Annotated in this window: 26 protein-coding genes and 2 tRNA genes; 8 read left to right on the top strand and 20 right to left on the bottom strand. The window is 62.3% G+C overall.

The annotated features are described in order from the left end of the window. Position 1 precedes the first annotated feature (1 nt). From pcaF to NCS00_RS05935, 3 genes are read right to left on the bottom strand one after another with little or no spacing between them, the layout of a single operon-like run. Complete coding sequence (pcaF, locus tag NCS00_RS05945; RefSeq protein WP_175979962.1) at positions 2 to 1204, bottom strand: 3-oxoadipyl-CoA thiolase; 1203 nt, start codon at positions 1202 to 1204, stop codon at positions 2 to 4. 22 nt (positions 1205 to 1226) lie between these two features. Further along, entirely contained in the window at positions 1227 to 1883 is a 657-nt protein-coding gene (locus tag NCS00_RS05940; RefSeq protein ID WP_250439590.1) for a 3-oxoacid CoA-transferase subunit B, read from the bottom strand. A gap of 16 nt (positions 1884 to 1899) precedes the next feature. Continuing rightward, positions 1900 to 2592: a 3-oxoacid CoA-transferase subunit A gene (locus tag NCS00_RS05935; RefSeq protein ID WP_008350174.1), complete on the bottom strand. Its 693-nt coding sequence runs from the start codon at positions 2590 to 2592 to the stop codon at positions 1900 to 1902. A 211-nt stretch (positions 2593 to 2803) separates the two neighbouring features. On the opposite strand from NCS00_RS05935, the gene NCS00_RS05930 reads away from it, so the two are divergent. Continuing rightward, positions 2804 to 3622 (top strand): IclR family transcriptional regulator, encoded by an 819-nt coding sequence (locus tag NCS00_RS05930; RefSeq protein ID WP_008350176.1) that lies wholly within the window; start codon positions 2804 to 2806, stop codon positions 3620 to 3622. A gap of 34 nt (positions 3623 to 3656) precedes the next feature. Beyond that, positions 3657 to 4580: a LysR family transcriptional regulator gene (locus NCS00_RS05925; protein ID WP_008350178.1), complete on the top strand. Its 924-nt coding sequence runs from the start codon at positions 3657 to 3659 to the stop codon at positions 4578 to 4580. 3 nt (positions 4581 to 4583) lie between these two features. Here the strand turns inward: NCS00_RS05925 and NCS00_RS05920 are convergent, their stop codons facing one another. Beyond that, positions 4584 to 5000 (bottom strand): DoxX family protein, encoded by a 417-nt coding sequence (locus NCS00_RS05920; protein ID WP_008350180.1) that lies wholly within the window; start codon positions 4998 to 5000, stop codon positions 4584 to 4586. A 103-nt stretch (positions 5001 to 5103) separates the two neighbouring features. Between NCS00_RS05920 and NCS00_RS05915 the strand changes: the two genes are divergently transcribed. From NCS00_RS05915 to NCS00_RS05900, 4 genes are all read left to right on the top strand, one after another. Further along, positions 5104 to 5994 carry a LysR family transcriptional regulator gene (locus tag NCS00_RS05915; protein ID WP_250434526.1) on the top strand — a complete coding sequence of 297 codons (891 nt, stop codon included), beginning with the start codon at positions 5104 to 5106 and terminating at the stop codon, positions 5992 to 5994. A gap of 141 nt (positions 5995 to 6135) precedes the next feature. After that, the gene (locus tag NCS00_RS05910; protein WP_250439588.1) at positions 6136 to 6546 is read left to right on the top strand and encodes a hypothetical protein; all 411 of its coding nucleotides are present in this window, start codon (positions 6136 to 6138) and stop codon (positions 6544 to 6546) included. 89 nt (positions 6547 to 6635) lie between these two features. Beyond that, positions 6636 to 6712: transfer RNA gene (locus NCS00_RS05905), tRNA-Pro, on the top strand. Positions 6713 to 7055: 343 nt separating this feature from the next. Beyond that, positions 7056 to 7403: a hypothetical protein gene (locus NCS00_RS05900; RefSeq protein ID WP_244807941.1), complete on the top strand. Its 348-nt coding sequence runs from the start codon at positions 7056 to 7058 to the stop codon at positions 7401 to 7403. A 166-nt stretch (positions 7404 to 7569) separates the two neighbouring features. Here the strand turns inward: NCS00_RS05900 and NCS00_RS05895 are convergent, their stop codons facing one another. The 14 genes from NCS00_RS05895 to NCS00_RS05830 form a co-directional block, all read right to left on the bottom strand. Then, complete coding sequence (locus NCS00_RS05895) at positions 7570 to 7950, bottom strand: MerR family transcriptional regulator (RefSeq protein ID WP_008350188.1); 381 nt, start codon at positions 7948 to 7950, stop codon at positions 7570 to 7572. A gap of 89 nt (positions 7951 to 8039) precedes the next feature. Continuing rightward, positions 8040 to 8444 (bottom strand): integration host factor subunit alpha, encoded by a 405-nt coding sequence (locus tag NCS00_RS05890; protein ID WP_008350190.1) that lies wholly within the window; start codon positions 8442 to 8444, stop codon positions 8040 to 8042. Positions 8445 to 8509: 65 nt separating this feature from the next. Then, positions 8510 to 10942 (bottom strand): phenylalanine--tRNA ligase subunit beta, encoded by a 2433-nt coding sequence (gene pheT, locus NCS00_RS05885; RefSeq protein WP_034472046.1) that lies wholly within the window; start codon positions 10940 to 10942, stop codon positions 8510 to 8512. Positions 10943 to 11019: 77 nt separating this feature from the next. After that, a complete protein-coding gene (gene pheS, locus NCS00_RS05880) occupies positions 11020 to 12033 on the bottom strand; it encodes a phenylalanine--tRNA ligase subunit alpha (protein ID WP_250439586.1) in 1014 nt (337 codons plus the stop codon). Positions 12034 to 12236: 203 nt separating this feature from the next. After that, complete coding sequence (rplT, locus tag NCS00_RS05875) at positions 12237 to 12596, bottom strand: 50S ribosomal protein L20 (protein ID WP_008350196.1); 360 nt, start codon at positions 12594 to 12596, stop codon at positions 12237 to 12239. Between the two features lie 25 nt (positions 12597 to 12621). Beyond that, a complete protein-coding gene (rpmI, locus tag NCS00_RS05870; RefSeq protein ID WP_004191477.1) occupies positions 12622 to 12819 on the bottom strand; it encodes a 50S ribosomal protein L35 in 198 nt (65 codons plus the stop codon). 234 nt (positions 12820 to 13053) lie between these two features. Next, complete coding sequence (gene infC / locus NCS00_RS05865; protein ID WP_075583511.1) at positions 13054 to 13581, bottom strand: translation initiation factor IF-3; 528 nt, start codon at positions 13579 to 13581, stop codon at positions 13054 to 13056. Between the two features lie 47 nt (positions 13582 to 13628). After that, positions 13629 to 15536 (bottom strand): threonine--tRNA ligase, encoded by a 1908-nt coding sequence (thrS, locus tag NCS00_RS05860; RefSeq protein ID WP_008350308.1) that lies wholly within the window; start codon positions 15534 to 15536, stop codon positions 13629 to 13631. 293 nt (positions 15537 to 15829) lie between these two features. Then, positions 15830 to 15906: transfer RNA gene (locus NCS00_RS05855), tRNA-Val, on the bottom strand. Positions 15907 to 16005: 99 nt separating this feature from the next. Next, positions 16006 to 18228 (bottom strand): RelA/SpoT family protein, encoded by a 2223-nt coding sequence (locus tag NCS00_RS05850; protein ID WP_034472050.1) that lies wholly within the window; start codon positions 18226 to 18228, stop codon positions 16006 to 16008. A 32-nt stretch (positions 18229 to 18260) separates the two neighbouring features. Further along, positions 18261 to 18614, bottom strand: a complete 354-nt coding sequence (locus NCS00_RS05845; RefSeq protein WP_008350311.1) for a RidA family protein — start codon at positions 18612 to 18614, stop codon at positions 18261 to 18263. Positions 18615 to 18687: 73 nt separating this feature from the next. Further along, positions 18688 to 19608: an alpha/beta fold hydrolase gene (locus tag NCS00_RS05840; protein ID WP_250439584.1), complete on the bottom strand. Its 921-nt coding sequence runs from the start codon at positions 19606 to 19608 to the stop codon at positions 18688 to 18690. 202 nt (positions 19609 to 19810) lie between these two features. Beyond that, positions 19811 to 20452: a CoA transferase subunit B gene (locus NCS00_RS05835; protein ID WP_008350316.1), complete on the bottom strand. Its 642-nt coding sequence runs from the start codon at positions 20450 to 20452 to the stop codon at positions 19811 to 19813. Positions 20453 to 20454: 2 nt separating this feature from the next. Then, positions 20455 to 21159, bottom strand: coding sequence for a CoA transferase subunit A (locus tag NCS00_RS05830; protein WP_008350318.1), 705 nt, complete (start codon positions 21157 to 21159; stop codon positions 20455 to 20457). A gap of 217 nt (positions 21160 to 21376) precedes the next feature. On the opposite strand from NCS00_RS05830, the gene NCS00_RS05825 reads away from it, so the two are divergent. Then, complete coding sequence (locus tag NCS00_RS05825; RefSeq protein ID WP_008350321.1) at positions 21377 to 21922, top strand: LuxR C-terminal-related transcriptional regulator; 546 nt, start codon at positions 21377 to 21379, stop codon at positions 21920 to 21922. Positions 21923 to 21932: 10 nt separating this feature from the next. Here the strand turns inward: NCS00_RS05825 and NCS00_RS05820 are convergent, their stop codons facing one another. Then, positions 21933 to 22370 carry an acyl-CoA thioesterase gene (locus NCS00_RS05820; protein ID WP_250439582.1) on the bottom strand — a complete coding sequence of 146 codons (438 nt, stop codon included), beginning with the start codon at positions 22368 to 22370 and terminating at the stop codon, positions 21933 to 21935. Positions 22371 to 22387: 17 nt separating this feature from the next. Continuing rightward, entirely contained in the window at positions 22388 to 23167 is a 780-nt protein-coding gene (locus NCS00_RS05815; RefSeq protein WP_008350325.1) for an SDR family oxidoreductase, read from the bottom strand. Positions 23168 to 23370: 203 nt separating this feature from the next. On the opposite strand from NCS00_RS05815, the gene NCS00_RS05810 reads away from it, so the two are divergent. After that, on the top strand, positions 23371 to 25044 hold the full coding sequence (locus NCS00_RS05810) for an electron transfer flavoprotein-ubiquinone oxidoreductase (protein WP_008350326.1): 1674 nt from the start codon (positions 23371 to 23373) through the stop codon (positions 25042 to 25044). Positions 25045 to 25051 lie beyond the last annotated feature (7 nt).

Raw genomic sequence — 25051 nt, 5'->3', positions numbered from 1 at the left:
ATCAGACGCGCTCGATGATCATCGCGATGCCTTGGCCGACGCCAATGCACATCGTGCAAAGCGCGTAACGTCCGCCCGTGCGATGCAACTGGTAGCTCGCGGTCGTGACGAGCCGCGCGCCGGACGCGCCCAGCGGATGGCCGAGCGCGATCGCACCGCCGTTCGGATTGACGCGGGGATCGTCATCGGCGACGCCGAGCATGCGCAGCGTCGCCAAACCTTGGGACGCGAACGCTTCGTTCAGCTCGATCACGTCCATCTGGTCGATGGTCATGCCGAGACGCGCAAGCAGCTTCTGCGAGGCCGGACCCGGACCGATGCCCATCACGCGCGGCGGCACGCCGGCCGTGGCCAAGCCCAGAATGCGCGCGCGCGGCGTGAGGCCGTTGCGCTTCGCGCTTTCCTCGTCGGCTATCAGCATCGCGACCGCGCCGTCGTTCACGCCCGACGCGTTGCCCGCCGTCACCGAGCCGTCCGGACGCACGACGCCCTTCAGTTTCGCGAGCGCTTCGAGGCTCGTTTCGCGCGGATGCTCGTCCTTGTCGACGACGAGCGCATCGCCCTTTTTCTGCGGAATCGTCACCGCGACGATTTCCTGCGCCAGCGTGCCGTCCTTTTGCGCGCGCGCCGCCTTCTGCTGCGAGCGCAGCGCGAACGCGTCCTGATCGGCGCGGCTGATCTTGTAGTCGTCCGCGACGTTTTCGGCGGTTTCCGGCATCGAATCGACGCCGTACTGCTTCTTCATCAGCGGATTGATGAAGCGCCAGCCGATGGTCGTATCGTGGATTTCTGCGGAACGCGAGAACGCGCTCGTCGCCTTGCCCATCACGAACGGCGCGCGGCTCATGCTTTCGACGCCGCCCGCGATCATCAGGCTCGTCTCGCCCGCCTTGATCGCGCGGGCCGCGACGCCGATCGCGTCCATGCCCGAGCCGCACAGGCGATTGACCGTCGATCCCGGCGTGCCGACCGGCAAACCGGCCAGCAGCGCCGACATGCGCGCGACGTTGCGGTTGTCTTCGCCCGCCTGATTCGCGCAGCCGTAGATCACTTCGTCGATGGCTTCCCAGTCCACTTCCTTGTTGCGCTCGACCAGCGCGCGCAGCGGCACGGCGCCGAGATCGTCGGCGCGCACGGAGGACAGCGAACCGCCGTAACGACCGATCGGCGTGCGGATGGCATCACATACGAAAGCTTCTTTCATCTTCAATGTCTCCAGAATTCTCTCAGGCTGCTTCGGTCAGCGGCGCGTATTGCAGCGGCACCTGGGCCAGCTTCCGCAACTCTTCGAACGACAGGCCGTCGACGATTTCGCGCACGACGAAGCCTTCCGGCGTCACGTCGAACACGGCGAGATCCGTGTACACGCGATTCACGCATGCCACGCCCGTCACCGGATACGTGCAGGCGTCGACCAGCTTGCTCTCGCCCTGCTTGGTGAGCAGTTCCATCATCACGTAGACCTGCTTTGCGCCGATTGCGAGATCCATCGCGCCGCCGACAGCCGGAATCGCGTCGGGCGCGCCGGTGTGCCAGTTCGCGAGATCGCCCGTCGCGGAAACCTGGAAGGCGCCGAGCACGCAGAAGTCGAGATGGCCGCCGCGCATCATCGCGAACGAATCGGCGTGATGGAAAAACGCGCCGCCGGTCAGCAACGTGACGTGCTGCTTGCCTGCGTTGATGAGTTCGTCGTCTTCCTCGCCTTTGGCGGGCGCCGGGCCCATGCCGAGCAGGCCGTTTTCGCTGTGCAGGAAGATCTCGCGGTCCGCCGCGAGATGATTGGCGACGAGCGTCGGCACGCCGATGCCCAGGTTCACGTACGCGCCTTCGGGAATGTCCGCGGCCACGCGCTTGGCCATTTCGTCACGAGTGAGTTTCTTCATGGCTTTTCGTCCTTCCTTAAGCGGCGAGTTCGGCTTGATGCACGGCTTGCGGTACTTCGACGACGCGCTGCACGAAAATGCCCGGCGTCACGATGTTTTCGGGGTCCAGCTCGCCGAGCGCGACGACCTTCGAGACCTGCACGATGGCCGTTTTCGCGGCGCTCGCCATGATCGGACCGAAGTTGCGCGCAGTTTTACGATAGACCAGATTGCCCCAGCGATCGCCCTTATATGCCTTCACGAGCGCGAAATCCGCGTGCAGCGGCGCTTCGAGCACGTAGTGCCGGCCGTCGATCACGCGCGTTTCCTTGCCTTCGGCGAGCTTCGTGCCGTAGCCCGTCGGCGTGAAAAATCCGCCGATGCCCGCGCCCGCCGCGCGGATGCGTTCCGCCAGATTGCCCTGCGGCACGAGTTCCAGCTCGATTTCGCCCGCGCGATAGAGCGCGTCGAACACATGCGAGTCCGTCTGACGCGGGAACGAGCAGATGATCTTGCGCACGCGCTTCGCCTTCAGCAGCGCGGCCAGTCCCGTGTCGCCGTTGCCGGCGTTGTTGTTGACGATCGTGAGCCCGCGCGCGCCCTGCTCGATGAGCGCGTCGATCAGCTCGGACGGCATGCCCGCCGTGCCGAAACCGCCGATCATGATGGTCGCGCCGTCGTGGACGTCGGCGACGGCCGAGGCGAGCGAATCGAAAATCTTGTTGATCATTGCCGTTCCTGTCTGTCTCGAACTGGGGTTTACCTGCTCGTCAGCACACTTGCGCTGAAATGTTCGTCATGCGAACATGGATTCGTTTAGCGAACATCGGCATGTTAGTCCCGCATTCGTTGTCGTGTCAACGAAGCATGCGCGAAGTGGGGGTTTTCACCGAGCTCGAACTTCGCCTCGACCGCCCGTTCGCGCTTTCATCACAGGCCTTATGAAGAATTCAGCCACGCTCAATCCGGATGCCGAGCCGCAAGACGCGCAGGCGCGCCCCGGCGATGCCTACGTGCAGTCGTTCGCGCGCGGGCTCGCTGTCATCCGCTCGTTCGATGCGAACCGCCCCGCGCAGACGCTGACGGATGTCGCGGCGGCCACCGGCCTCACGCGCGCCGGCGCGCGCCGCATCCTTCTGACGCTGCAGGCGCTCGGGTATGTCGAGGCCGACGGGCGTCTCTTTCAGTTGACGCCGAAGATTCTCGACCTCGGCTTCGCCTATCTGACGTCGATGCCCTTCTGGAATCTGGCCGAACCGGTAATGGAAGATCTCGTCGAGCAAGTGCACGAAAGCTGCTCGGCGGCCGTGCTGAACGGCGCGGAAATCGTCTATGTGCTGCGCGTGCCGACGCACAAGATCATCACGCAGAATCTGTCGATCGGCAGCCGTCTGCCTGCGTTCTGCACGTCGATGGGCCGCGTCCTGCTCGCCGCGCTCGACGAAGCGCGCCTCGACGAAGCGCTCGATGCGAGTTCGCTCGTCGCGCGCACGCCGCGCACGATCGTCGACAAGGGCGCGCTCAAGGAAGCCATCGCCGCGGTCCGCCGCCAGGGCTGGGCAATCGTCGATCAGGAACTGGAGGAAGGACTGATTTCGATGTCCGCGCCGATCCGCGACCGGCAAGGCCGCGTGATCGCGGCGCTGAACATCAGCGGCAACGCGCAGCGCAAGAACGCAAAGCAGATGGTGAAGGCGTTTCTCGAACCGCTGCAGGAAGCGGCGCAGCGCGTGTCGGACATGGTCGCGCGGCGCGGATGACGCCGTATCGACGCGAGGAGACGGCGGTTCCGAAATGAACGATCTCGATCTCAACCTGATTCCGTACCTCGTCGCCATCGAGGAGACGCGCAACGTGAGCCGCGCCGCCGAGCGGCTCGGGGTGAGTCAGCCGCGCGTGTCGACCGCGCTCGCACGTCTGCGCGAGTACTTCAACGATCCGCTCTTCGTGCGCACCTCGCGCGGCATGGAGCCGACGCCGCGCACCATCGCGCTCGTGCCCGCGGCGCGCGAGGCGCTGGCGCGCATCGAACGCGGCCTGCTCGACCGGCAGCACTTCGATCCTTCGACGAGCGCGGAGACGTTTTCGATCGCGCTTTCCGATGTCGGCGAGATCGTCTTTCTGCCGCGCCTCTTGCAGGCCTTCGCGAAGGAAGCGCCGAACGCGAATCTGCGATCGGTGTCGGCGTCGCATGGCGATGTGGAGCGCGGGCTCGAAGCCGGCGATATCGATCTGGCGGTCGGCTACTTTCCGGACTTGCGCGGCAACAACTTCTTTCAGCAGCGGCTTTTCTCGCACCGGTTCATCTGTCTGATGCGGCGCGATCATCCGTTCGCGAACCAGCCGCTCACGCTCGAACGCTTCATGGAATGCGGCCACGCGGTCGTGCGCGCGGAAGGCCGCAGCCAGGAAGTGCTGGAGAATTATCTCGACAAGGAACGCGTGCGCCGGCGCGCGGTGCTCGAAACGCCGCACTTCATGAGCCTGCCGTTCATCCTGTCGCGCACCGATCTGATCGCGACGGTGCCGCATGCGATCGGCTTCGCGTATGTCGCCGAGCATGCGTCGATCACGCTCGCCGAGCCGCCGCTCGCGTTGCCCCGCTTCGATCTGAAGCAGCACTGGCATCGCAAGTTTCACAACGATGCGCGCACGATGTGGCTGCGCGGCATCGTCGCTTCGCTCTTCAACGACGAGCTAGACGAGTGGCCGAAGTAATGCTCAACGTCGCCGGTCGATGCTCCACGCGCCCGGCCCCGCCGCCGCGATGAACAAATAGATGAACGACAGCAGCACGGCCGGCTCGCCCTGATTCAATAGCGGCAGCAGGAAGTTTCCTTTCGGCGCGTGCCCGATGAAGTACGCGAACGCCAGTTCGCCCGACAACACGAACGCCGCCGCCCGCGTGAACAGGCCGATCAGCACGAGCACGCCGCCGATCAATTCGATGACGCCCGCCACGCCGAGCAGCGAGACGAGCGGCAGACCGTCGAACATCGCGATGTGCGGAACATGGAACAGCTTCGCGCTCGCATGCGTGAGCAGCAGATACGAAGCGACGATGCGCAGCAGCGCGTGAGCGTAGCCGGCGAGCGCCGACGCGTTGGCCGCGGATGGTCGAGTGTGTGTCGCAGACATCGCAAAACTCCAGTGAAGGTGGGTTGCCTGCAGTTTAGGCAGACATCGTCGGTCGATAAATCCGGCTAACATTAGCGTTTTGTTTCCCGGCAGGAAATGATCGATGGATGCTCTCACCAGCTTGCGCGTGTTCCGCGAAGTCGTCGAGGCCGGCAGCTTCGTGAAGGCTGCAGAACGGCTCGACATTTCGACCGCGATGACGAGCAAGCACGTCGCCAATCTGGAGCGCCAGCTCGGCGTGCGTCTCCTGAACCGCACGACGCGTCACCTGAGTCTCACGGAAGCCGGCAACGTCTACTACGAGCAATGCAGCGAGGCGCTCGACATCCTGCAGGCCGCGCAAGCCGCCGTCGGCGTGCAGACGGCGGAGCCGCAAGGCGTGCTCAAGGTCACCGCGCCAGGCTGGTTCGCCAATCGCACCTTCGCGGATCTGCTTGTCGCGTATCAGGCGCGCTATCCGGGCGTGCTCGTCGATCTGCGGCTGGAGAATCGCTTCGTCGATCTCGTCGAGGAAGGCTACGACATGGCGATTCGCGCCACGTCGGAGCCTTCGCCCTCGCTGATCGTCAGGCCGCTGTGCAAGATGCCGTTCGTGCTCGCGGGTTCGCGCGCGTATCTCGAACAGCACGGCAAGCTGCGTCATCCGGATGATGTCGCGCGTCATCGCTTCGTGTTGCCGACCTACACGAATATCGATTCCGTCACGTTGACGGGCCCGGACGGCGCGTTTACCGTGAAGAACCAGGCGGTGCTCAAGACCAACGATACGTCGATGGCGCTACAGCTCGTGCGCGCCGGACTCGGGCTCGCATACTTTCCGGCGTGGATCGTCGAGCCGGAATTGGCGTCGGGCTCGCTCGTGCGCGTGCTGCCGAGCTATTCGGCGTTCGCGCCGTCCGTGTATGCGGTGTACACGAGCCGCAAATACATGACGACGAAGGTGCGGACGTTCATCGATTTCCTGTCGGAGTCGCTGGCCGATCGGCCAATCTGATTAGGATTACTCTTATTTTTGCGTCGAGACTTGCGTGTAATCATCGCGCTCGCTTCCGGAAGCGGGCGCTCCAGACGCAACATAAATCCATCTTGCGCGCCGCCGGGATCGTCCCTTCTACCCATACGCGAGGCGCGCGACATGCATTTTCCGTGGCTTCCCTTGATTTTTATCCTGAGTTTGCTGGGCGTGACGCTCTTCGTCTGCCGCACGTTGAATGCGAGCGAACGCGCTCTGAAGTGGAACGGCGCCTTGATCTTTCTGTGTCTGTGCGGCGCGGCCATGGTGCTGGACTTCACGTTGACGATGATCTTTCCGTCCGCCGGCTTCGATGAGCGCACGCCGTACGACAGTTTCGGATCGCGCATCGCGTGGACGGAGCGCATCGCCACCTATCTGATTCCATGCGCGATTTCGTTGCTTCTGGCTTTGAGGTTCCGCAGGCGTCAGCGCTTCCCGCTGGAAGTCTCGCCTGAGCGGGCGTCGGCCGAGCGCGAGGATTCGGTGAAGATCCAGACGTCGCCGTACACGCAGTCGGAACTGACGCTCTGACGCATTGCGAGTGAATTTTGTGAGTGCAACAGCGAAATTGTTGGAAGCAGTTCTACTATTCGTTTCTCTCTGATATACTTTCGCTCTTTCGGGGCGTAGCGCAGCCTGGTAGCGTACCTGCATGGGGTGCAGGTGGTCGGAGGTTCAAATCCTCTCGCCCCGACCAGAAATTGAAGGCTCTCCGGCTTCTGCCGGAGAGCCTTTTTTCTTTGGCCCCTCGCGGGTCGTCGATCGAATTCCCGACGACGCATCGCCCGCGTTTCTCCACGGGCGTGCGCAACTCGACTACCACCTCGCCGATGCAATGCTTAAAGTCGGCGCCGATGAAGAAGCGCTGACCAGAACGGCCGCGACGATGGGCATGACCGTCTGAAGCCATTCGTCATGGACGACACGCGCGCAAAAACGCGGCGCCGTCCGCCAATATTCAGACGTAAAAGCCTAAAAAACACTTGTGTGTCAGTAATTTAAGCCCTAATCTTAAGGTGACACATAAGGAACGGCGCCCCATGCCTTTGTCTGTCCCAGCGTCCGCCAGAGCGCGGCGCAGCCGATGCGGCCAAACCTGCTCCGCCCTGCGCGCGGAAGTCGCGAGATGGTTCGGTCCGGGAAGCGGCGCGCGCGTCACGCGCTTCGGGCGCATCTATCCCGGCGGCAGCCGCTATGTCTCCGTTCGCGCGTCGAGACCAGGCCGGTGCTTCGCGCTTTACTTCTTCCACCATGGCGTCGATGACTGGCGCATCTATCCGCCATGGGGCGTCGGACCGAGCATCGTCTATTGGTCGGTCAAGACCAAGTTGCCGGCCACGCAAGCAGCCGGTCCGAAAAAACGCTTCCGCGTAGGCGTCAAGCCTTAACCGCGGGCAGGGCCTGTCCGGTCATCGACTCCTCGACGGCGGCTGGTACACCTTCGCTACATCGGCGGCCACGATGCCTTGCGACGCATCCGGTAATTACAGTGTGGGACGGACAAAAAAAATGCCGCGAGAATTCGCGGCATCGGGACTTTGAATCGGACGGCGTTCATCCGCCGAGAAGATCGATCACCTGAAGAATATCCTTGCGCAACTGCTCGACATCGACGCCCGGTTGCGCTTGCGCCGACACTTGCGTCTCGGCCATGTCCGCATCGTCGTCGATTGCACGTCCCTGCGAATCGAGCCGGTTACGCGCACCGTTGATCGTGAAGCCCTGCTCGTACAGCAACTCGCGGATGCGCCGGATCAACAAGACTTCGTGATGCTGATAGTAGCGGCGATTGCCACGCCGCTTCACCGGCCTCAGCTGCGTGAACTCCTGCTCCCAATAGCGCAGCACGTGAGGCTTGACGCCGCACAACTCGCTGACTTCGCCAATCGTGAAGTATCGCTTGGCGGGGATCGGAGGCAAGACGACTTTTTCCATCGTCGATCAACCATCGTTATAAGTGATGTCGATTGAAGCGCGGTGGCCAAGCAACGCGACGCGCGAGTCATTCGCGCGCCACCGGGAAATCAGCGAGTGAGATCGGTCTCCGCTCCCGTTTCGACCAGCGCCTTCAGCTTCTGACTTGCATGAAACGTGACGACCCGCCGCGCGGCGATAGGAATGGCCTCGCCCGTCTTCGGATTGCGGCCGGGACGCTGAGGCTTGTCGCGCAACTGGAAATTGCCGAAGCCGGAAAGCTTGACGCTCTCGCCGCTCTCCAGCGCATCGCGGATGACCTCGAAGAAGGCTTCGACCATGTCCTTGGCTTCGCGCTTGTTCAGACCGACATGGTCGAACAGCATCTCCGCCAACTCGGCTTTGGTGAGCGTCGGCGTATCGCCGGGCGCGCTCGAGGTCGGAATATCTCGGGTCATGGCGCTACGCTGCGCCGAAAGAAGGGCTTCGAAATCACTCGAGTTCATTTGGTTCATATCGGTAAAACGGCGCTTGCCATATTTAAGACTTGGCGATTAAGACGGAAAGGGCCAACTGAAGGCTATCCGCGCAACCGCGCGCCGTGTACTCGAGCCAGGCGATCCACCAGCGTTTTGATAGCCGTATCGACCGTTTCGTCCTGAAGCGTGCCGCCAGTATCTTGCAACGTTACACGGAAGGCAAGACTTTTCTCATGCGCTCCCAAGCCACCGGAAGTATTTGATTTTGGACGAAATTCATCGAAAAGGGCAACCTTCGTGACGTACCTGCACGCCGCTTCCGCGCGCGCGCTTTCGAGCTCGTCGAGCAGCGCCTGAACCGCCACGTTTTGATCCACGACAATCGCGATATCGCGACGCACCGGCGGAAATTTCGACACTTCGGACGGCGCCGGCAATGCGCGATCCATCAACGCGTCGGCGTCGATTTCGAAGAGGATCGGCGCGTTCGGCAAGTCGTACTTTTGCAGCCAGCGCGGATGCAGTTCGCCGATCCAGCCGACCGCGCGCCCCGCCACCTCGATGCGCGCGCTGCGTCCCGGATGCAACGCCGGATGCTCCGCCTTAACGAAGCGCGGCACGACGGGCGCGAAGAGCGCTTCGACATCGCCCTTCACGTCGAAGAAGTCGACGTTGCGCGTGGCCACGCCCCACTGTTCCTCGACCACCGGACCATACGCGAGCCCGCCGATCATCTTCGGTTGCGCGAAGCCTTCGACCGTCAGTTCGCCCGCTTTAACCGTTGCGTCGCGATGGAACACGCGCCCCGCTTCGAACACGCGCACGCGGTCTGCGCGGCGATTCAGGTTATGACGCAGCACTTCGATGAGGCTGCCGAACATGGTCGAACGCATGACCGAGAGCTGGCTCGCGATCGGGTTCAGCAGCTTGATCGGATTATCGTTGCCGGCGAAGTCCTTCTCCCACTCGGCATCGACGAAGCTGAAGTTCACCGTCTCCGAGTAGTCGCGCGCGGCGACTTCGTGGCGCAGCGTATGGATCGAGCGCTTCGTTTCGTTCGTGATGCGCATCTCGCTGCGCGCGACCGGCGGGCGCGCCGGAATCTTCTCGAAACCGTAGATGCGCGCGACTTCCTCGATCAGGTCTTCCTCGATCTCGATATCGAAGCGATACGGCGGCGGCGTGACCTTGAAGGTGTCGCCGTCGCGCTCGAACGCGAGGTTCAGACGCGTGAAGATCTGCGCGATCTCTTCCGCGCCGATCTCTACGCCGATGATCCGATGCGCGCGCGACACGCGCATCGACACCGGATTGCGATCCGGCACGTTGACGATCTGATCGTCGACCGGACCCGCTTCGCCGCCGCAGATGTCGAGGATCAGGCGCGAGATGCGTTCGATATGCTCGACGGTCGTCGAATAATCGACGCCGCGCTCGAAGCGATGCGCCGCATCGGTCGAGAAGTTGTACTTGCGCGCGCGGCCGCGGATCGCGTCCGGCCACCAGAACGCGGCTTCGAGATAGATGTTGGTGGTGTCGAGCGAGACGGCCGTGCTGTCGCCGCCCATGATGCCCGCGAGACTTTCGACGTGGCGATCGTCGGCGATCACGCCGACGGTTTCATCGAGCTCGACGGTGTTGCCGTTCAGGAGCTTCAGCGACTCGCCCTTCTTGCCCCAGCGCACTTCGATCGCGCCGTGAATCTTATCGAGATCGAACACGTGCGTCGGACGGCCGAGTTCGAGCATCACGTAATTGGAGATGTCGACGAGCGCGGAGATGCTGCGCTGGCCCGCACGTTCCAGACGCTCGACCATCCATTGCGGCGTCTTCGCGCGGGCGTTCACGCCGCGAATCACGCGGCCCGAGAAGCGCCCGCACAGATCGGGCGCGAGCACCTTGACCGGCAGCTTTTCGTCGAGCTTCGTTTCGACGGCCGGCATGTCCGGTTGCTTGAGCGGCGCGCCGGTGATCGCTGCCGTCTCGCGCGCAACGCCGAACACCGACAGGCAGTCTGCCTTGTTCGGCGTGAGCTTGATTTCGAAGACGGTGTCGTCGAGATTGAGCGCCTCGCGGATGTCCTGGCCGACCTTCGCATCGGTCGGCAGGATCAAGAGACCGCTGTGATCTTCCGACAGCTTGAGCTCACGTGCGGAGCACAGCATGCCTTGACTGTCGACGCCGCGCAGCTTCGTCGGCTTGATCGCGAAAGGCTCGCCGCCCGCTTCGGCCGGCGGCAGCACGGCGCCGATCAGCGCGACCGGCACCTTGATGCCCGGCGACACGTTCGGCGCGCCGCACACGATATTGAGCGTCTCGCCCGTGCCCGCATCGACCTGACAGACGTTGAGCTTGTCGGCGTTCGGATGCTTGGCGACTTCGAGCACTTGGCCCACGACGATCTTCGTGGTCGGCGGCGCGACCGGGCGCAGGTCTTCGACTTCGAGGCCGGCCATCGTCAGCGCGTGCGCGAGTTCGTCGGTGGAGAGCTTGGGATCGACGAAACTGCGGAGCCAGGATTCTGGGAATTGCATGTGTGTCTACGTTCGAAATGTTTGGAGTCTCACGATCGCCGCTTATCGAGAAGCGATCGCCGCGGGCGCTAAGTGCTTTACGCGAACTGACGCAGGAAACGCAGATCGTTCTCGAAGAACAGACGCAGATCCTGCACGCCGTAGCGCAGCATCGTCAGGCGCTCGAGGCCGCTGCCGAACGCGAAGCCGATATAGCGCTCCGGATCGAGGCCCATGTTGCGGATGACGGTCGGATGCACCTGCCCCGAGCCTGAGATTTCCAGCCATTTGCCCGCGTTCTTGCCGTGTTCGAACATCATGTCGATCTCGGCGGACGGCTCCGTGAACGGAAAATACGACGGACGGAAGCGCACGAGAATGTCGTCGCGCTCGAAGAACTTCTTCAGAAAATCGGTGTAGACGCCCTTCAGATCCGCAAAGCTGATGTTCTCTTCGATCCACAGGCCTTCGACCTGGTTGAACATCGGCGAATGAGTGGCGTCGCTGTCCACGCGATACGTCCGGCCCGGCACGATCACCTTGATCGGCGGCTTGTTCATGCGCGCGTAGCGCACCTGCATCGGGCTCGTATGCGTGCGAAGCAAAAGCGGACGGCCATCCGCGTCCTTGCCGTCGACGTAGAACGTGTCCTGCATCGAGCGCGCCGGATGGTTCTCCGGGCTGTTCAGCGCCGTGAAGTTGTACCAGTCGGTCTCGATTTCCGGACCGTCGGCGACATCGAAACCGATCGTGCGGAAGATTTGTTCGACGCGCTCCCACGTACGCATCACCGGATGCAGCGTGCCCGCACCCGCGCCGCGTCCCGGTAGCGTGACGTCGATGGCTTCCGACGCGAGACGCTGATTCAGCAGCGCGTCGGCCAGCGCCTGACGGCGCGCGTTCAGCGCGGCTTCAACCTGCTGCTTTGCCTGATTGATGCGCGCGCCTTCTGTCTTCTTCGCTTCCGGATCGAGCTTGCCCAATCCCTTCAGCAATTCGGTCAGCGCGCCGGACTTGCCGAGGAACCGTGCCTTCTCGTTTTCGAGCGTGGTGGTATCGGCGGCGTGTTCAAAGGCGCTTTTCGCGTTGGCGACAATCTGGTCCAGATCCATTGATCCCATCTTTTAGCGTCGAAATTCAATCTGAGGTTCGGTTTTGCTCATCCACGCTCCACGATGGGCATGAGATGCGCAAAACCGTCCGACCAACAAAAACGGGGCTCGGTGAGAGCCCCGTTTTCTGCCTTCGCGCCGCCGTCAACGTATTTCTACGATGCGGCGACGAGGAGGCGAACCACGCAGTACTAATTTCGCAATTAGGCTGCAACGGCGGCTTTCACCTGCTTCACGATCGCAGCAAAAGCAGCCTTGTCGAACACAGCCATGTCAGCCAGAACCTTGCGGTCGAGTTCGATCGAAGCCTTCTTCAGGCCGTTGATGAACACGCTGTAGGTCATGTCGTGCTGACGCACCGCCGCGTTGATACGCGTGATCCACAGTGCGCGGAACACACGCTTCTTGTTGCGGCGATCGCGGTAGGCGTATTGGCCTGCGCGCATGACCGCCTGCTTGGCGATGCGATAGACGTTATTGCGACGGCCGCGGTAACCCTTGGCCAGACGGATGATCTTCTTGTGACGGGCCCGTGCGGTAACCCCACGTTTTACTCGAGGCATGTTGCTCTCCTTAAGTTAGATGAGGTTAGGCGAACGGCAGCATTGCGCGGACGGAGTTCAGATCGGAATCATGAACGGCCGTGGCGCCACGCAGATGGCGTTTGTTCTTGGTGGTTTTCTTGGTAAGAATGTGGCGCTTGAAAGCCTGACCGCGCTTGACGGTACCGCCCGGACGCACCACGAAGCGCTTTGCAGCACTCTTCTTGGTCTTCATCTTCGGCATGAAACAACTCCAGTTTATTAGATGGTCATGGGTGTGCGGATGATCCGCCGATACTGCCCGCGAACCCCTTCCCGCCCTTCGAAACCCACGCTCCACTTGTGTGCGAACGGTTCGGTGAAGAACCGCCGCTTTTCATAACCGGCGTCACCGAAATGACGCCGGCCTGAAACCGCCGGCAATGCCGCGCCGACCGCCTTTCGACGGCGCGCGATCCATCGCCCTACTGCTGTTCGGTTACTTGCCCTTCTTCTTCGGGGCAAGCACCATGATCATCTGACGCCCTTCCATCTTCGGCATCTGCTCGACCTGGCCATATTCGTCCAGATCGGACTTCAGGCGCTCGAGCATACGCATGCCGATTTCCTGGTGCGCCATTTCGCGACCGCGGAAACGCAACGTGATTTTCGTCTTGTCGCCGTCTTCGAGGAAGCGCGTGAGGTTGCGCAGCTTGACGTTGTAGTCACCGTCATCCGTGCCGGGGCGGAATTTGACTTCCTTCACCTGCACGATCTTCTGCTTCAACTTCGCTTCGTGCTGCTTCTTCGCTTCCGAATACTTGAACTTGCCGTAATCCATCAAACGGCAGACAGGCGGCGAAGCCTGCGGCGCGATTTCGACGAGATCCACGTCGAGTTGCTCCGATTGACGGAACGCCTCGGCCAGTTTCACGATTCCGAGCGGCTCGTTGTCCACTCCGACCAAACGCACTTCCGGCGCGGTAATCTCACCGTTGATGCGATGTGACGACTTATCAGTAGCGATGTTACGTTTCCTCTAAAAATGAAAAAACAAGCCGCGCTGCGAGTGACTTACTTGAACGCCCGCACTTCCTGCTGCAGACGTTCGAGGAATGCGTCGACCGGCATCACGCCCAGATCGACACCGCCACGAGCACGCACGGCTACGGTTTGTGCATCACGCTCCTTGTCGCCGACGACCAGCAAATACGGCACCTTTTGCAGCGTGTGCTCGCGTATTTTATAGCTAATCTTCTCATTGCGCAAATCGGACTCTACTCTAAGCCCTTGTTTTTGCAACGATTGAGCCAGATTTCCGGCATATTCGGCCTGACTTTCAGCAATATTCAGCACAACGGCCTGGATCGGCGCGAGCCACGGCGGCATTGCGCCGGCATGATGCTCGATCAGAATGCCGAGGAAACGCTCCATTGATCCGACGATTGCGCGATGAAGCATCACCGGACGGCGGCGGCTGTTGTCTTCCGCCACGTACTCCGCGCCGAGACGCTCCGGCAGCACCATGTCGAGCTGCAGCGTGCCGCATTGCCACGAGCGGCCGAGCGCATCCTTGATGTGATACTCGATCTTCGGACCGTAAAACGCGCCCTCGCCCGCGAGCTCTTCCCACTGAAGGCCGCACGCGGTCAGCGCTTCGCGCAGGCCCTGCTCCGCGCGATCCCAGGTTTCATCGGTGCCGGCGCGCTGTTCCGGACGCAGCGACAGCTTGATGTCGATGTGATCGAAGCCGAAATCCTTATACACGCTCATCGCGAGCGTGTTGAACGCGATCGATTCCGCGATGAACTGATCTTCGGTACAGAAGATATGTGCATCGTCCTGAACGAAGCCCCGCACGCGCATCAGACCGTGCAGCGCGCCCGACGGCTCGTTGCGATGGCACGAACCGAACTCCGCGTAACGCAGCGGCAAGTCGCGGTACGAGCGCAAGCCGTGATTGAACACCTGGACGTGGCCCGGGCAGTTCATCGGCTTGATCGCGTAGTCGCGCTTTTCCGACTCGGTCGTGAACATGTTTTCACGATAGTTCTGCCAGTGCCCCGATGCTTCCCACAGCGAACGGTCCATCACCATGGGAGTCTTGATTTCGAGATAGCCGGCTTCGTTCACGCGGCGACGCATGTACTGCTCGACCTGCTGCCATAGCGACCAGCCCTTCGGATGCCAGAACACCATGCCCGGCGCTTCGTCCTGCAGATGGAACAGGTCGAGCTGCTTGCCGAGCTTTCGGTGATCGCGCTTCTCGGCTTCTTCCAGCATGTGGAGGTACTGCTCCTGGTCTTCCTTCTTGGTCCACGCGGTGCCGTAGATGCGCTGCAGTTGCTCGTTCTTCGAATCGCCGCGCCAGTACGCGCCCGCGACTTTCATCAGCTTGAAAACCTTGAGCTTGCCGGTGGACGGCACGTGCGGGCCTCGGCACAGGTCGATGAAATTGCCGTGCGCGTAAAGCCGGATCTCGTCGCTTTCCGGAATCGATTCGATGATCTCGGCCTTGTACGCCTCGCCGATGCTCTTGAAGTACTCGACGGCCTCGTTGCGCGAGACGACGCGGCGCGACACCGGCTCGTCCTTCTTCGCGAGCTCCTGCATGCGCTTCTCGATCTTTTCGAGATCTTCGGGCGTGAACGGACGGCTGTACGAGAAATCGTAGTAGAAGCCGTTGTCGATGACCGGCCCGATGGTTACTTGCGCCTCGGGGAACAGATCCTTCACGGCATAGGCCAGCAAGTGCGCGGTCGAGTGACGCACGACATCGACGCCTTCCGGGTCTTTGTCGGTGACGATCGCGAGCGACGAATCCTTGTCGATCAGAAACGAGGTGTCGACGAGTTCGCCGTTGAGCTTGCCGGCGAGCGCCGCCTTGGCGAGGCCCGCGCCGATCGATGCCGCAACTTCCGCGACGGTCACCGGGTGGTCGTATTGTCGGACCGACCCATCAGGCAAACGTACCGAAACCATATCGTTCTCCAAGACGCCGGCACATGCCGGGCGATTCGATTAAGCATTGCCACGCGATTTCGTTTTGAAAATCGCAAGACAAAAAAAATGCGGCCCCGCTATCGAGGGGCCGCATTCACTTTTCACACATACCGCGAAACAATTTGGCAGAAGGCGAATATGGTCCTCGACTAGCGTCGCTCCGAAGTTGTTTCGGTCAACGTTCGACGTGCCATGTTTTTTCGCCTTTTGCGCTGCGCGCTTCTTGCGGTTTGAAACCCCGCGAACCGAAGTCCGCTGAATTTCGTTTTCGTTGGTAGGCTCGATTGGACTCGAACCAACGACCCCCACCATGTCAAGGTGGTGCTCTAACCAGCTGAGCTACGAGCCTGAAAGAAGTGAGATTATATGGAGTGTTTCAGATGTTGGCAAGTGCTTATCTCCAGAAAAATCGAAAATATTCGCCAATCCGTTCAATCCCTTCTAAATGCTACGCGCGACGCGAAGCGCGAATCACGCCCTGCACTTCGCCGAGCAGCGTGCATGCGCGTTGAATCTGCGCTGCACTCGACACTTCCACGGTGAACTGCATATACGCGACATTCCTGCGGCTCTGGCTCTTCACGCCGATCACGTTGATCTTCTCGCGCGCGAACACTTCGGAGATGTCGCGCAGCAAGCCCTGGCGATCCGCCGATTCAACCGAAAGGTCCACCGGATAAACGGACGAGCCACGCCCGTTCATCACCTCGGCGGACCAAGTCGTGTGCAGCACGCGTTCGGGCGAGCGCTCGGCCATGCGCTTGAACGTTTCGCAATCGGTCCGGTGCACCGACATGCCTTTGCCGCGCGTGACGAATCCCGCGATCGGATCGGGTGGCGCCGGGCGGCAGCAACGCGCGAGTTGCGTGAGCAGCGCATCGACACCGACGACGAGCACGCCCGTCGACGCTCCGTGCGCCACGCTTTGCCCGCTGCTGCGCTTCTCGAACTGCTCGGGCGCTTCGGGTTCGGGCTCGGGCGGCGGCGCATCGGAGAGCGCCTGCTCGATGTTGCGCAGACTGAACTCGTCCTTCGCGACGAGTGCGTAAAGCTCCTCGGGCGCCTTGAAGCCGAGTTTGGCCGCGAGTTGTTCGAGACTGACCGACGTCTTTCCCTCGCGCTGCAAGGTCTTCTCGACGATGCTCCGTCCGGCCGCGATGTTCTCCGCCGCATCCGCCGCGAGGAACCACGAGCGCACTTTCTGCCGCGCGCGGGCGCTATGCAGATAGCCGAGCTGCGGATTGAGCCAGTCGCGCGACGGACCGCCCTCCTTCACCGCGACGATCTCGACCGTCTGTCCGTTTTGCAGCGGCGTGTTGAGCGGCACCATCGCGCCATCGACGCGAGCGCCCCGACAACGATGTCCGAGCTCGCTGTGCAGGTGATATGCGAAATCGACGGCTGTCGCGCCTTGCGGCAACGCGATCACGCGCGCCTGCGGCGTCAGCACGTAGATATGGTCGTCGTCGAGTGTCGCGTCACGCAGATGCTGCCAGCCGGGATGCTCGCCTTCGACGTCGTCCTTCCACGCGAGAAGCTGACGCAACCATGCGATCTTCTCGTCGTATTTCTCGCTCGCGGTCACCTGCCCCGCATAGCCACGCGCGCCCGCTTCCTTGTACCGCCAGTGCGCGGCCACGCCGTACTCGGCGAACTGATGCATCTCGTACGTGCGAATCTGGACTTCGAATGCGCGCCCGTCGTCGCCGATCACGACCGTATGCAGCGACTTGTAGCCGTTGGGCTTGGGACGCGAGATGTAATCGTCGAACTCACGCGGCACCGGCTGCCACAGGTTGTGCACGATGCCGAGCACGGTGTAGCAATCCTTGATGTCGCCGACGATCACGCGAAATGCGCGCACGTCGTTCAGTTCGGCGAAATCCAGCTGCTTGCCGCGCATCTTCTTCCAAATGCTGTAGATGTGCTTCGGCCGTCCGCTGACGTCCGCCTTGATGTGCGCGGTTTCCAGTTCCTTCTGCAGACGAGCGATGGCCTCGGTCACATAGGTCTCGCGCTCGACGCGCTTCTCGTCGAGCAGCTTCGCGATGCGTTTGTACGTGACCGGATCTTCGAAGCGAAACGACAGGTCTTCGAGTTCCCACTTCAGTTGCCAGATGCCGAGCCGGTTGGCGAGCGGCGCGTAAATCTCCAGCGTCTCGCGCGGCACGTCGGGCGACGGTTCGATCTTGTGCGCGGCGTAGTAGCGCAGCGTCTGCACGCGCGAGGCGAGCCGGATCAGCACCACGCGAATGTCCTGCGCGAACGCAAGCAACATCTTGCGCAACGCTTCGACCTGCGCACGGCGCGCGGCCTGCGCGTCGCGCGTGTTTTCAGGCAGTTCCGCGAGCGTCGCGCGCGAGCTGACCGAACCAAGCCGCAACAGCTTGCGCACATCGCCGACGAGCCGCTGCACTTCCGGGCCGAAGCGCTCCGCGATCACCTTCTCCGGATCGTCGAGATGCGGCGCCAGCACGAAGAGCGCCGCGGCGGCGACCGCGTGCGAATCGACGTTGAGCGTCTGCATGATGCGCGCGGTGCCGGCAGCGTGGTCCGCGAGCAGTTCGCCCGTCGAGACGCGCGCGTCCTTCGCGTGCTCGCGCACGAACGCGAGCGCGTCGTCGATGGACGGCTCGGGCAACGTTTCGGTGGGGACGGCGGTCTCGGTCATTCGGGCGATGCCAATACTTCAGACGACTCGATTCAGTTGCGCTGTGCGGCGATCACGACGATTTCCACGAGGCACGCCGGATTGGCGAGCTTCGCCTCGACGGTGGCGCGGGGCGGCGTGTTGCCTTCCGCGACCCACGAGTCCCACACGGCGTTCATGCCGGGGAAGTGGATCATGTCCGAGATATAGATCTGCACCGACAGCAAGTGCGACTTGTCGCTGTTCGCCTCTTCGAGCAGGCGGTCGATGTGACCGAGCACTTCGCGCGTCTGACCGGTGATGTCCTGGTCCGTGTCCTCGGCGATCTGGCCGGCGAGATACACCGTGCCGTTGTGGATCGCGGTTTCGGAAAGGCGCGGCCCGACGTGATGACGAATGACTGCCATTGTTTGTTCCTGATCGGTGATGGTGAGAAAAGAAGCGCAAGCGGCGCGCAAGCACCTTATGTTCAGCCCAATATTATGCCCCGCTCGCGTCATCGCCGAGAAAGAACCCCCTGGCGATGGCGATTTGATCTTCGACAAGAAACGCCGGCGCGTGACCCGCGCCCGGGATCTCGGCGCTCGTCACGGCCTGACCTTTCTCGACCATTTGCGCGACCGTCTCGCGCGACAGCAAATCCGAGCTCTCGCCGCGCACGACGAGCACCGGCGTCCTGATCGACGCGAGCGAGCGCCAAAGAAACGCCTCGCCGGCCGCATTCTGCTCATCGGTGGCCGACGTGAACGGCGTCGCGATGCCCGGGTCGTAGCGAAAGCCCCACGCACCGTCGCGCTCGTGCAGGAGCGGCGTGTTGATGCTCGCCCACTCCTCGTCGGTCAGCGCCCCGAACGACGACGCGAGCGCCGCCGCGTGCCGCACGCCTTCGTCGAGCGATGCGAAACGCGCCGGCTTGCCGAGATACTCGCCGATACGCTGCAGCGCGACCGGTTCGATATGCGGCCCGACATCGTTGAGCAGCATCTTTCGGATCGGCGTGTTCGGCAAGCCGCCGAGCGCCATGCCGATGAGACCGCCCATCGACGTGCCGAACCAGTCCACCGTCTCGACGTTCAACCGCGCGATCAGCGTTACCATGTCCGCGACATACTGCGGCACGCCGTAGTAACGCGGATCCGCGAGCCAGTCGGACAGTCCTCGCCCGACCACGTCCGGACACACCACGCGATAGTCCCGCGCGAACGCTTGCGCGAGCTTGTCGAAGTCGCGTCCCGAGCGCGTCAGGCCGTGCACGCACAGCAGCACGCGCGGATTGGCCGGATCGCCCCACTCCGTATAGGCGATGCGATGCAGACCCGCCGGGCTCGCGCATTGCACGAAGCGCTGGCGCGGCTCGCTCAGATCGGAATGCACGGCTTCGGCGACGATGGATGCGGTCATGGAGAGGTCCTCGTGGAAGTGTCGAAACGATTGTAAAGCGCATCTCACCGGATCGAGCGGGCCTATCCCGAACGGACGACCCCTTCCCGCGTGCACAGATGCGGGCGAAACCCGCAAAAGCAAAGCGGGCGAAGCTCCGAAAGCTTCGCCCGCCCGTGTTCGCGCTCACGCCGAGAGAACCGGCGTTCGTGTCACGCCGCTATCACTTCACGCTCGTGACATCGAGCGGCGCGCCCGTCTTCTTCTGAATTTCCTCGACCGTCACGCCGTCGGCCAGCTCGACGAGCTTGAGGCCATTGTCGGTGACGTCGATCACGCCGAGATCGGTGATGATGCGATCCACGACGCCCACGCCCGTCAGCGGCAGCGAGCACTCTTCGAGGATCTTGTGCTGGTCGCCCTTCGCGACGTGTTCCATCAGCACGACGACTTTCTTCACGCCGGCGACGAGGTCCATCGCGCCGCCCATGCCCTTGATCATCTTGCCGGGGATCATCCAGTTGGCCAGATCGCCCTTCTTGCTGATCTGCATTGCGCCGAGGATCGCCAGGTTGATGTGGCCGCCGCGGATCATCGCGAACGAATCCGCCGACGAAAAGATCGACGAGCCCGGCAGCGTCGTCACGGTCTGCTTGCCGGCGTTGATGAGATCGGCGTCGACTTCGTCTTCATACGGCGACGGCCCGATGCCGAGCAGACCGTTTTCCGACTGCAGCCACACTTCCATGCCGTCCGGAACGTGATTGGCGACGAGCGTCGGCAAGCCGATTCCCAGGTTCACGTAGAAGCCGTCCTGCAGTTCCTGCGCCGCGCGCGCGGCCATCTGGTCACGAGTCCAAGCCATGATTACTCTCCTTTCGCGCGGACGATGCGTTGTTCGATGCGCTTTTCCGGCTGCGCATTCAGCACGAGGCGCTGCACGTAGATGCCGGGCAGATGGATCGCGTCCGGATCGAGTTCGCCCGTCTCGACGATTTCTTCCACTTCGGCCACGGTGATCTTGCCGGCCATCGCGCACATCGGGTTGAAGTTGCGCGCGGTGCGCCGGAAGATCAGGTTGCCGGATTTATCGGCCTTCCATGCCTTGACGAGACCGACGTCGGCCGTGAGCGAATGCTCGAGCACGTAATGGTTCTCGCCGAACTGGCGCGTTTCCTTGCCTTCCGCGATCACCGTGCCGAAACCCGTGTTCGTGAAGAACGCCGGAATGCCCGCGCCGCCCGCGCGCAGCTTCTCGGCGAGCGTGCCCTGCGGCGTGAATTCGAGCTCGAGTTCGCCGGCGAGGTATTGGCGCTCGAACTCCTTGTTTTCGCCGACGTACGACGAAATCATCTTCTTGATCTGGCGCGTCTCGAGCAAGAGACCGAGGCCAAAGCCGTCGACGCCCGCGTTATTGCTGATGCAGGTGATGCCCTTGACGCCCGTATCGCGCAGCGCGGCGATGAGCGCTTCGGGAATGCCGCACAGCCCGAAACCGCCGACGGCGAACGTCTGCCCGTCCTTGACGATGTCCTCGAGCGCGGCTTTCGCGCTGGGATAGACCTTGTTCATCTGTGTGTCCCTTCCATGTTGAAACCAACTGAAAATCGGTTTTTTGATGCCGCCGATGCACTGTTCGAGCGCATCGCGCGGCCATTTGACGTGGCACAAGCGTACTTTGTGCCGATGATCCGGCACAATACGCAAAAATACATAAGTCTTTGCCCGCGCGCGTTGGTTCCCGGCGCTTTTCGCCGCGATACGCAAGGCGCCGCGCGCCCGATCTCACATGCGTGCACTGGATTATCAAACCGCGTTTCAACTTGCGCCCGTCGGGCTCGTGCTTTCGCGCGAGCGCACCATCGAAGACTGCAACGAGCAGCTTTGCGCGATCTTCGGTTCCACGCGTGAGGCGCTCATCGGCAAGTCGTTCGAGGTGCTGTATCCCTCGCCGGACGAGTTCGCGCGCATCGGCGAGCGCATCGCCGCGCATATCAGCAAGGAAGGCACGTACAGCGACGACCGCATCATGAAGCGCAAGAACGGCGAACTGTTCTGGTGTCACGTCACCGGCCGCGCGCTCGACCGGACCGCGCCTCACGCGGCGGGCGTCTGGACATTCGAGGACTTGAGCGCGACGCGGCGGGTCGCGATCGAATTGACGCCGCGCGAGCGCGAGATCGCCGCGCAGCTCGTGACGGGCAAGACGAGCAAGCAGATCGGCCGCGTGCTCGATATCAGCCCTCGGACGGTTGATATCTACCGCGCGCGGCTCATGAGAAAGTACGACACGGGCAATGCGACCGAACTGCTGCAACGGCTGCTCGGCACCTGACCCGCGCGCTTTACGGCGCGACGGGCGCGGCGGTCTCGATGATCTGCCGCAACATGTCCGGCAGCGGCACGGACTTGCCCGCCGCGTAGTCGATCCAGACGATTTTCGCCGCGCCGCGCGCATACAGTGCGGCGGGTTCATCGGCGCGATACAGCTCGAAGCGCGTATCGAGACTGCTGCGCCCCGGCTTGCCGACGGACATGCGCCCGATCACGTCGCCGGGATACTGAAGCTGCTTCAGAAACTCCATCGACGCGTTTACGATCACCGGCCCTTGCCCGTCGCCATTGCCGCCGACGAGACCGATCTCTTCGAACCACGAGATACGCACCTGCTCCATGTAGCGGAAATAGACGGTGTTATTGACATGCCCGAAGGCGTCCATGTCGCCCCAGCGGATCGGCATGGAAAGTTCGGAGACGGTGTGGAAATCGTTATGCGTGGTCATTGCGTGCGCTAAAAAGTTCAAAGCGAAAAACCGTCGTCCGCCGAGATGACCGAGCCGTTCATGAACTGCGATTCGTCGGCGGCGAGCAGCAGCAAAAGACCGTCGAGATCGTTTGGCGAGCCCACGCGGCGGCGCGGCAGCAACGAAATGAGCTTTTGCCCCTGCTCGGTCTTCCAGTGGTGGTGGTTGATCTCGGTATCGATATAACCCGGGCAGATCGCGTTGACGTTGATGCCGTGTCGGCCCCATTCGAGCGCCATCGCCTTTGTCATCTGCACGACGGCGGCCTTGCTCATCGAGTAGAGGCCGATCTGCGGAAACACCCGCAAGCCTGCCACCGACGCCACGTTGATGATGCGATAGGCCGGCTTGGCCGCGCTGTTGCTGTTGCCGCGCATGATCATGCGCTTGGCGACCTCTTGCGCGACGAAAAACGCGCCGCGCACGTTCGTGCCGAACACGAATTCGTAGTCCGCGGGCGTGACCTCCGTCAGCTTTTGCGTGGTCGACACGCCCGAGTTATTCACGAGGATGTCGATGGTACCCGCTTCGGTCTCCGCATGCGCGATCGCCGCTTTGATGCTCTGGTAATCGGTGACGTCGAGCGAAACGACGTGCGCGGCGCCGCCCGACGCCTCGATTTCGGCGCGCAGCTCCTTCAGGCGCTCCGTGCGCCGGCTGGCGAGCACCACTTTGGCGCCCGCCTGCGACAGCACTTGCGCGAAACGCTTGCCCAAACCGCTGGACGCGCCGGTAATCAGCGCGACCTTGCCTTCCAGGTTGATCGAACGGCCCATTGTGCTTCCCTTTTTATGGTTGGCTCAGCCCGGGCAGGCACGCGGCGCGCCGATGCGGGCAATAAGCGTCAACACCGATAGCGCGGGTGTCGTGAATAATAGTACGATCGTGCTAAATTAGCGAGCTTTGGTTGCGGCCCGCTTCACCTTCCCTGAAAATACGCGATCCCGAAAGGGCATTCTAACGGCACATAGGAGCATTGATGACCCCGGCGAGCCTCATCGAGCAATACGGTCCCCGCGAATCGATGGAATACGACGTCGTGATCGTCGGCGGCGGACCAGCCGGTTTGTCGGCGGCCATCCGGTTGAAGCAACTGGCGGAAGAAAAAGGCGTCGAAATCGGCGTGTGCGTCCTGGAGAAAGGCTCCGAAATCGGCGCGCACATCCTGTCCGGCGCGGTCATGGATCCGCGCGGCCTGTCCGAGCTCATTCCCGACTGGAAGGAAAAAGGCGCGCCGCTCGACGTCGAAGTGACCGAAGACCGGTTCCTGTTCCTGTCGCAAAACGACGCGAAGCAGGTGCCGAACTGGCTTCTCCCCGACAATTTCAAGAATCACGGCAATTACGTCATATCGCTCGCCAATGTCACGCGCTGGCTCGGCCAGCAGGCCGAGGCGGTGGGAGTCGAGATCTTCCCGGGCTTCCCGGCCGCCGAAGTCTTGTATGCGGACGACGGTTCGGTGCGCGGCGTCGTCACCGGCAACATGGGTGTCGGCAAGGACGGCGAGCCGACGGAGAATTTTCAGCTCGGCATGGAACTGCACGCGAAATACACGCTTTTCTGCGAAGGCGCGCGCGGGCATCTGGGCCGTCAGCTCATCGAGAAATTCAAGCTCAACAAGAATGCCGATCCGCAGGTGTACGGCATCGGCATCAAGGAATTGTGGGAAATCGACCCGGTCAAGCACAAGCCCGGTCTCGTGATCCACACGGCCGGCTGGCCGCTGGAACCCGACACCTACGGCGGTTCGTTCCTCTACCACATGGACAACAATCAGGTGGTGGTCGGCTTCGTCGTCGGGCTCGGGTATTCGAATCCGTATCTGTCGCCATTCGAGGAATTCCAGCGCTACAAGACGCATCCGTCGATCCGCGCGTTCCTCGAAGGCGGCAAGCGCATTTCCTACGGCGCGCGCGCGATCACCGCCGGCGGCCTGATGTCGCTGCCGAAGCTCGCGTTTCCGGGCGGCGCGCTCGCGGGCGACGACGCCGGTTTCCTCAACGCATCGCGCATCAAGGGCAGCCACGCGGCGATCAAGTCCGGCAAGATGGCCGCCGAAGCCGCGTTCGAAGCCGTTCAGGCGGGACGCCAGAACGACGAACTCACGGCCTATCCCGAAGCGTTCGACAGTTCGTGGCTCAAGACCGAACTCTACCGCGCGCGCAACTTCAAGCAGTGGATGAGCAAGGGTCTGTACCTCGGCACGTTCATGGTCGGTCTGGAGCAAAAGGTGATGGGCGGCAACGTGCCGTGGACGCTGCATCATCAGCACTGGGATCACGAGATGCTGAAGCCGGCGTCGCAATGCAAGCCGATCGTCTATCCGAAGCCGGACGGCAAGCTCACGTTCGACCGTCTCTCGTCGGTGTTCATCTCGAACACGAACCACGAAGAGAATCAGCCCCCGCATCTGACGCTCAAGGATCCGAGCGTGCCGGTCAACGTGAACCTGCGCACGTATGCCGGTCCTGAAAGCCGCTACTGCCCCGCCGCCGTGTACGAGTTCGTCAAGTCGGACGACGGCAACGAGCGCCTGCAGATCAACGCGCAGAACTGCGTGCATTGCAAGACCTGCGACATCAAGGATCCGACGCAGAACATCGTCTGGGTTACGCCGGAAGGCGGCGGCGGGCCGAACTATCCGAACATGTGAGGTCTGA

It is taken from the genome of Caballeronia sp. AZ1_KS37, from assembly GCF_023631165.1.
GTDB lineage: Bacteria > Pseudomonadota > Gammaproteobacteria > Burkholderiales > Burkholderiaceae > Caballeronia > Caballeronia zhejiangensis.
The sequence above is the reverse complement of the archived record's forward strand: the minus strand, read 5'-3'. Positions and strand labels throughout refer to the sequence as shown.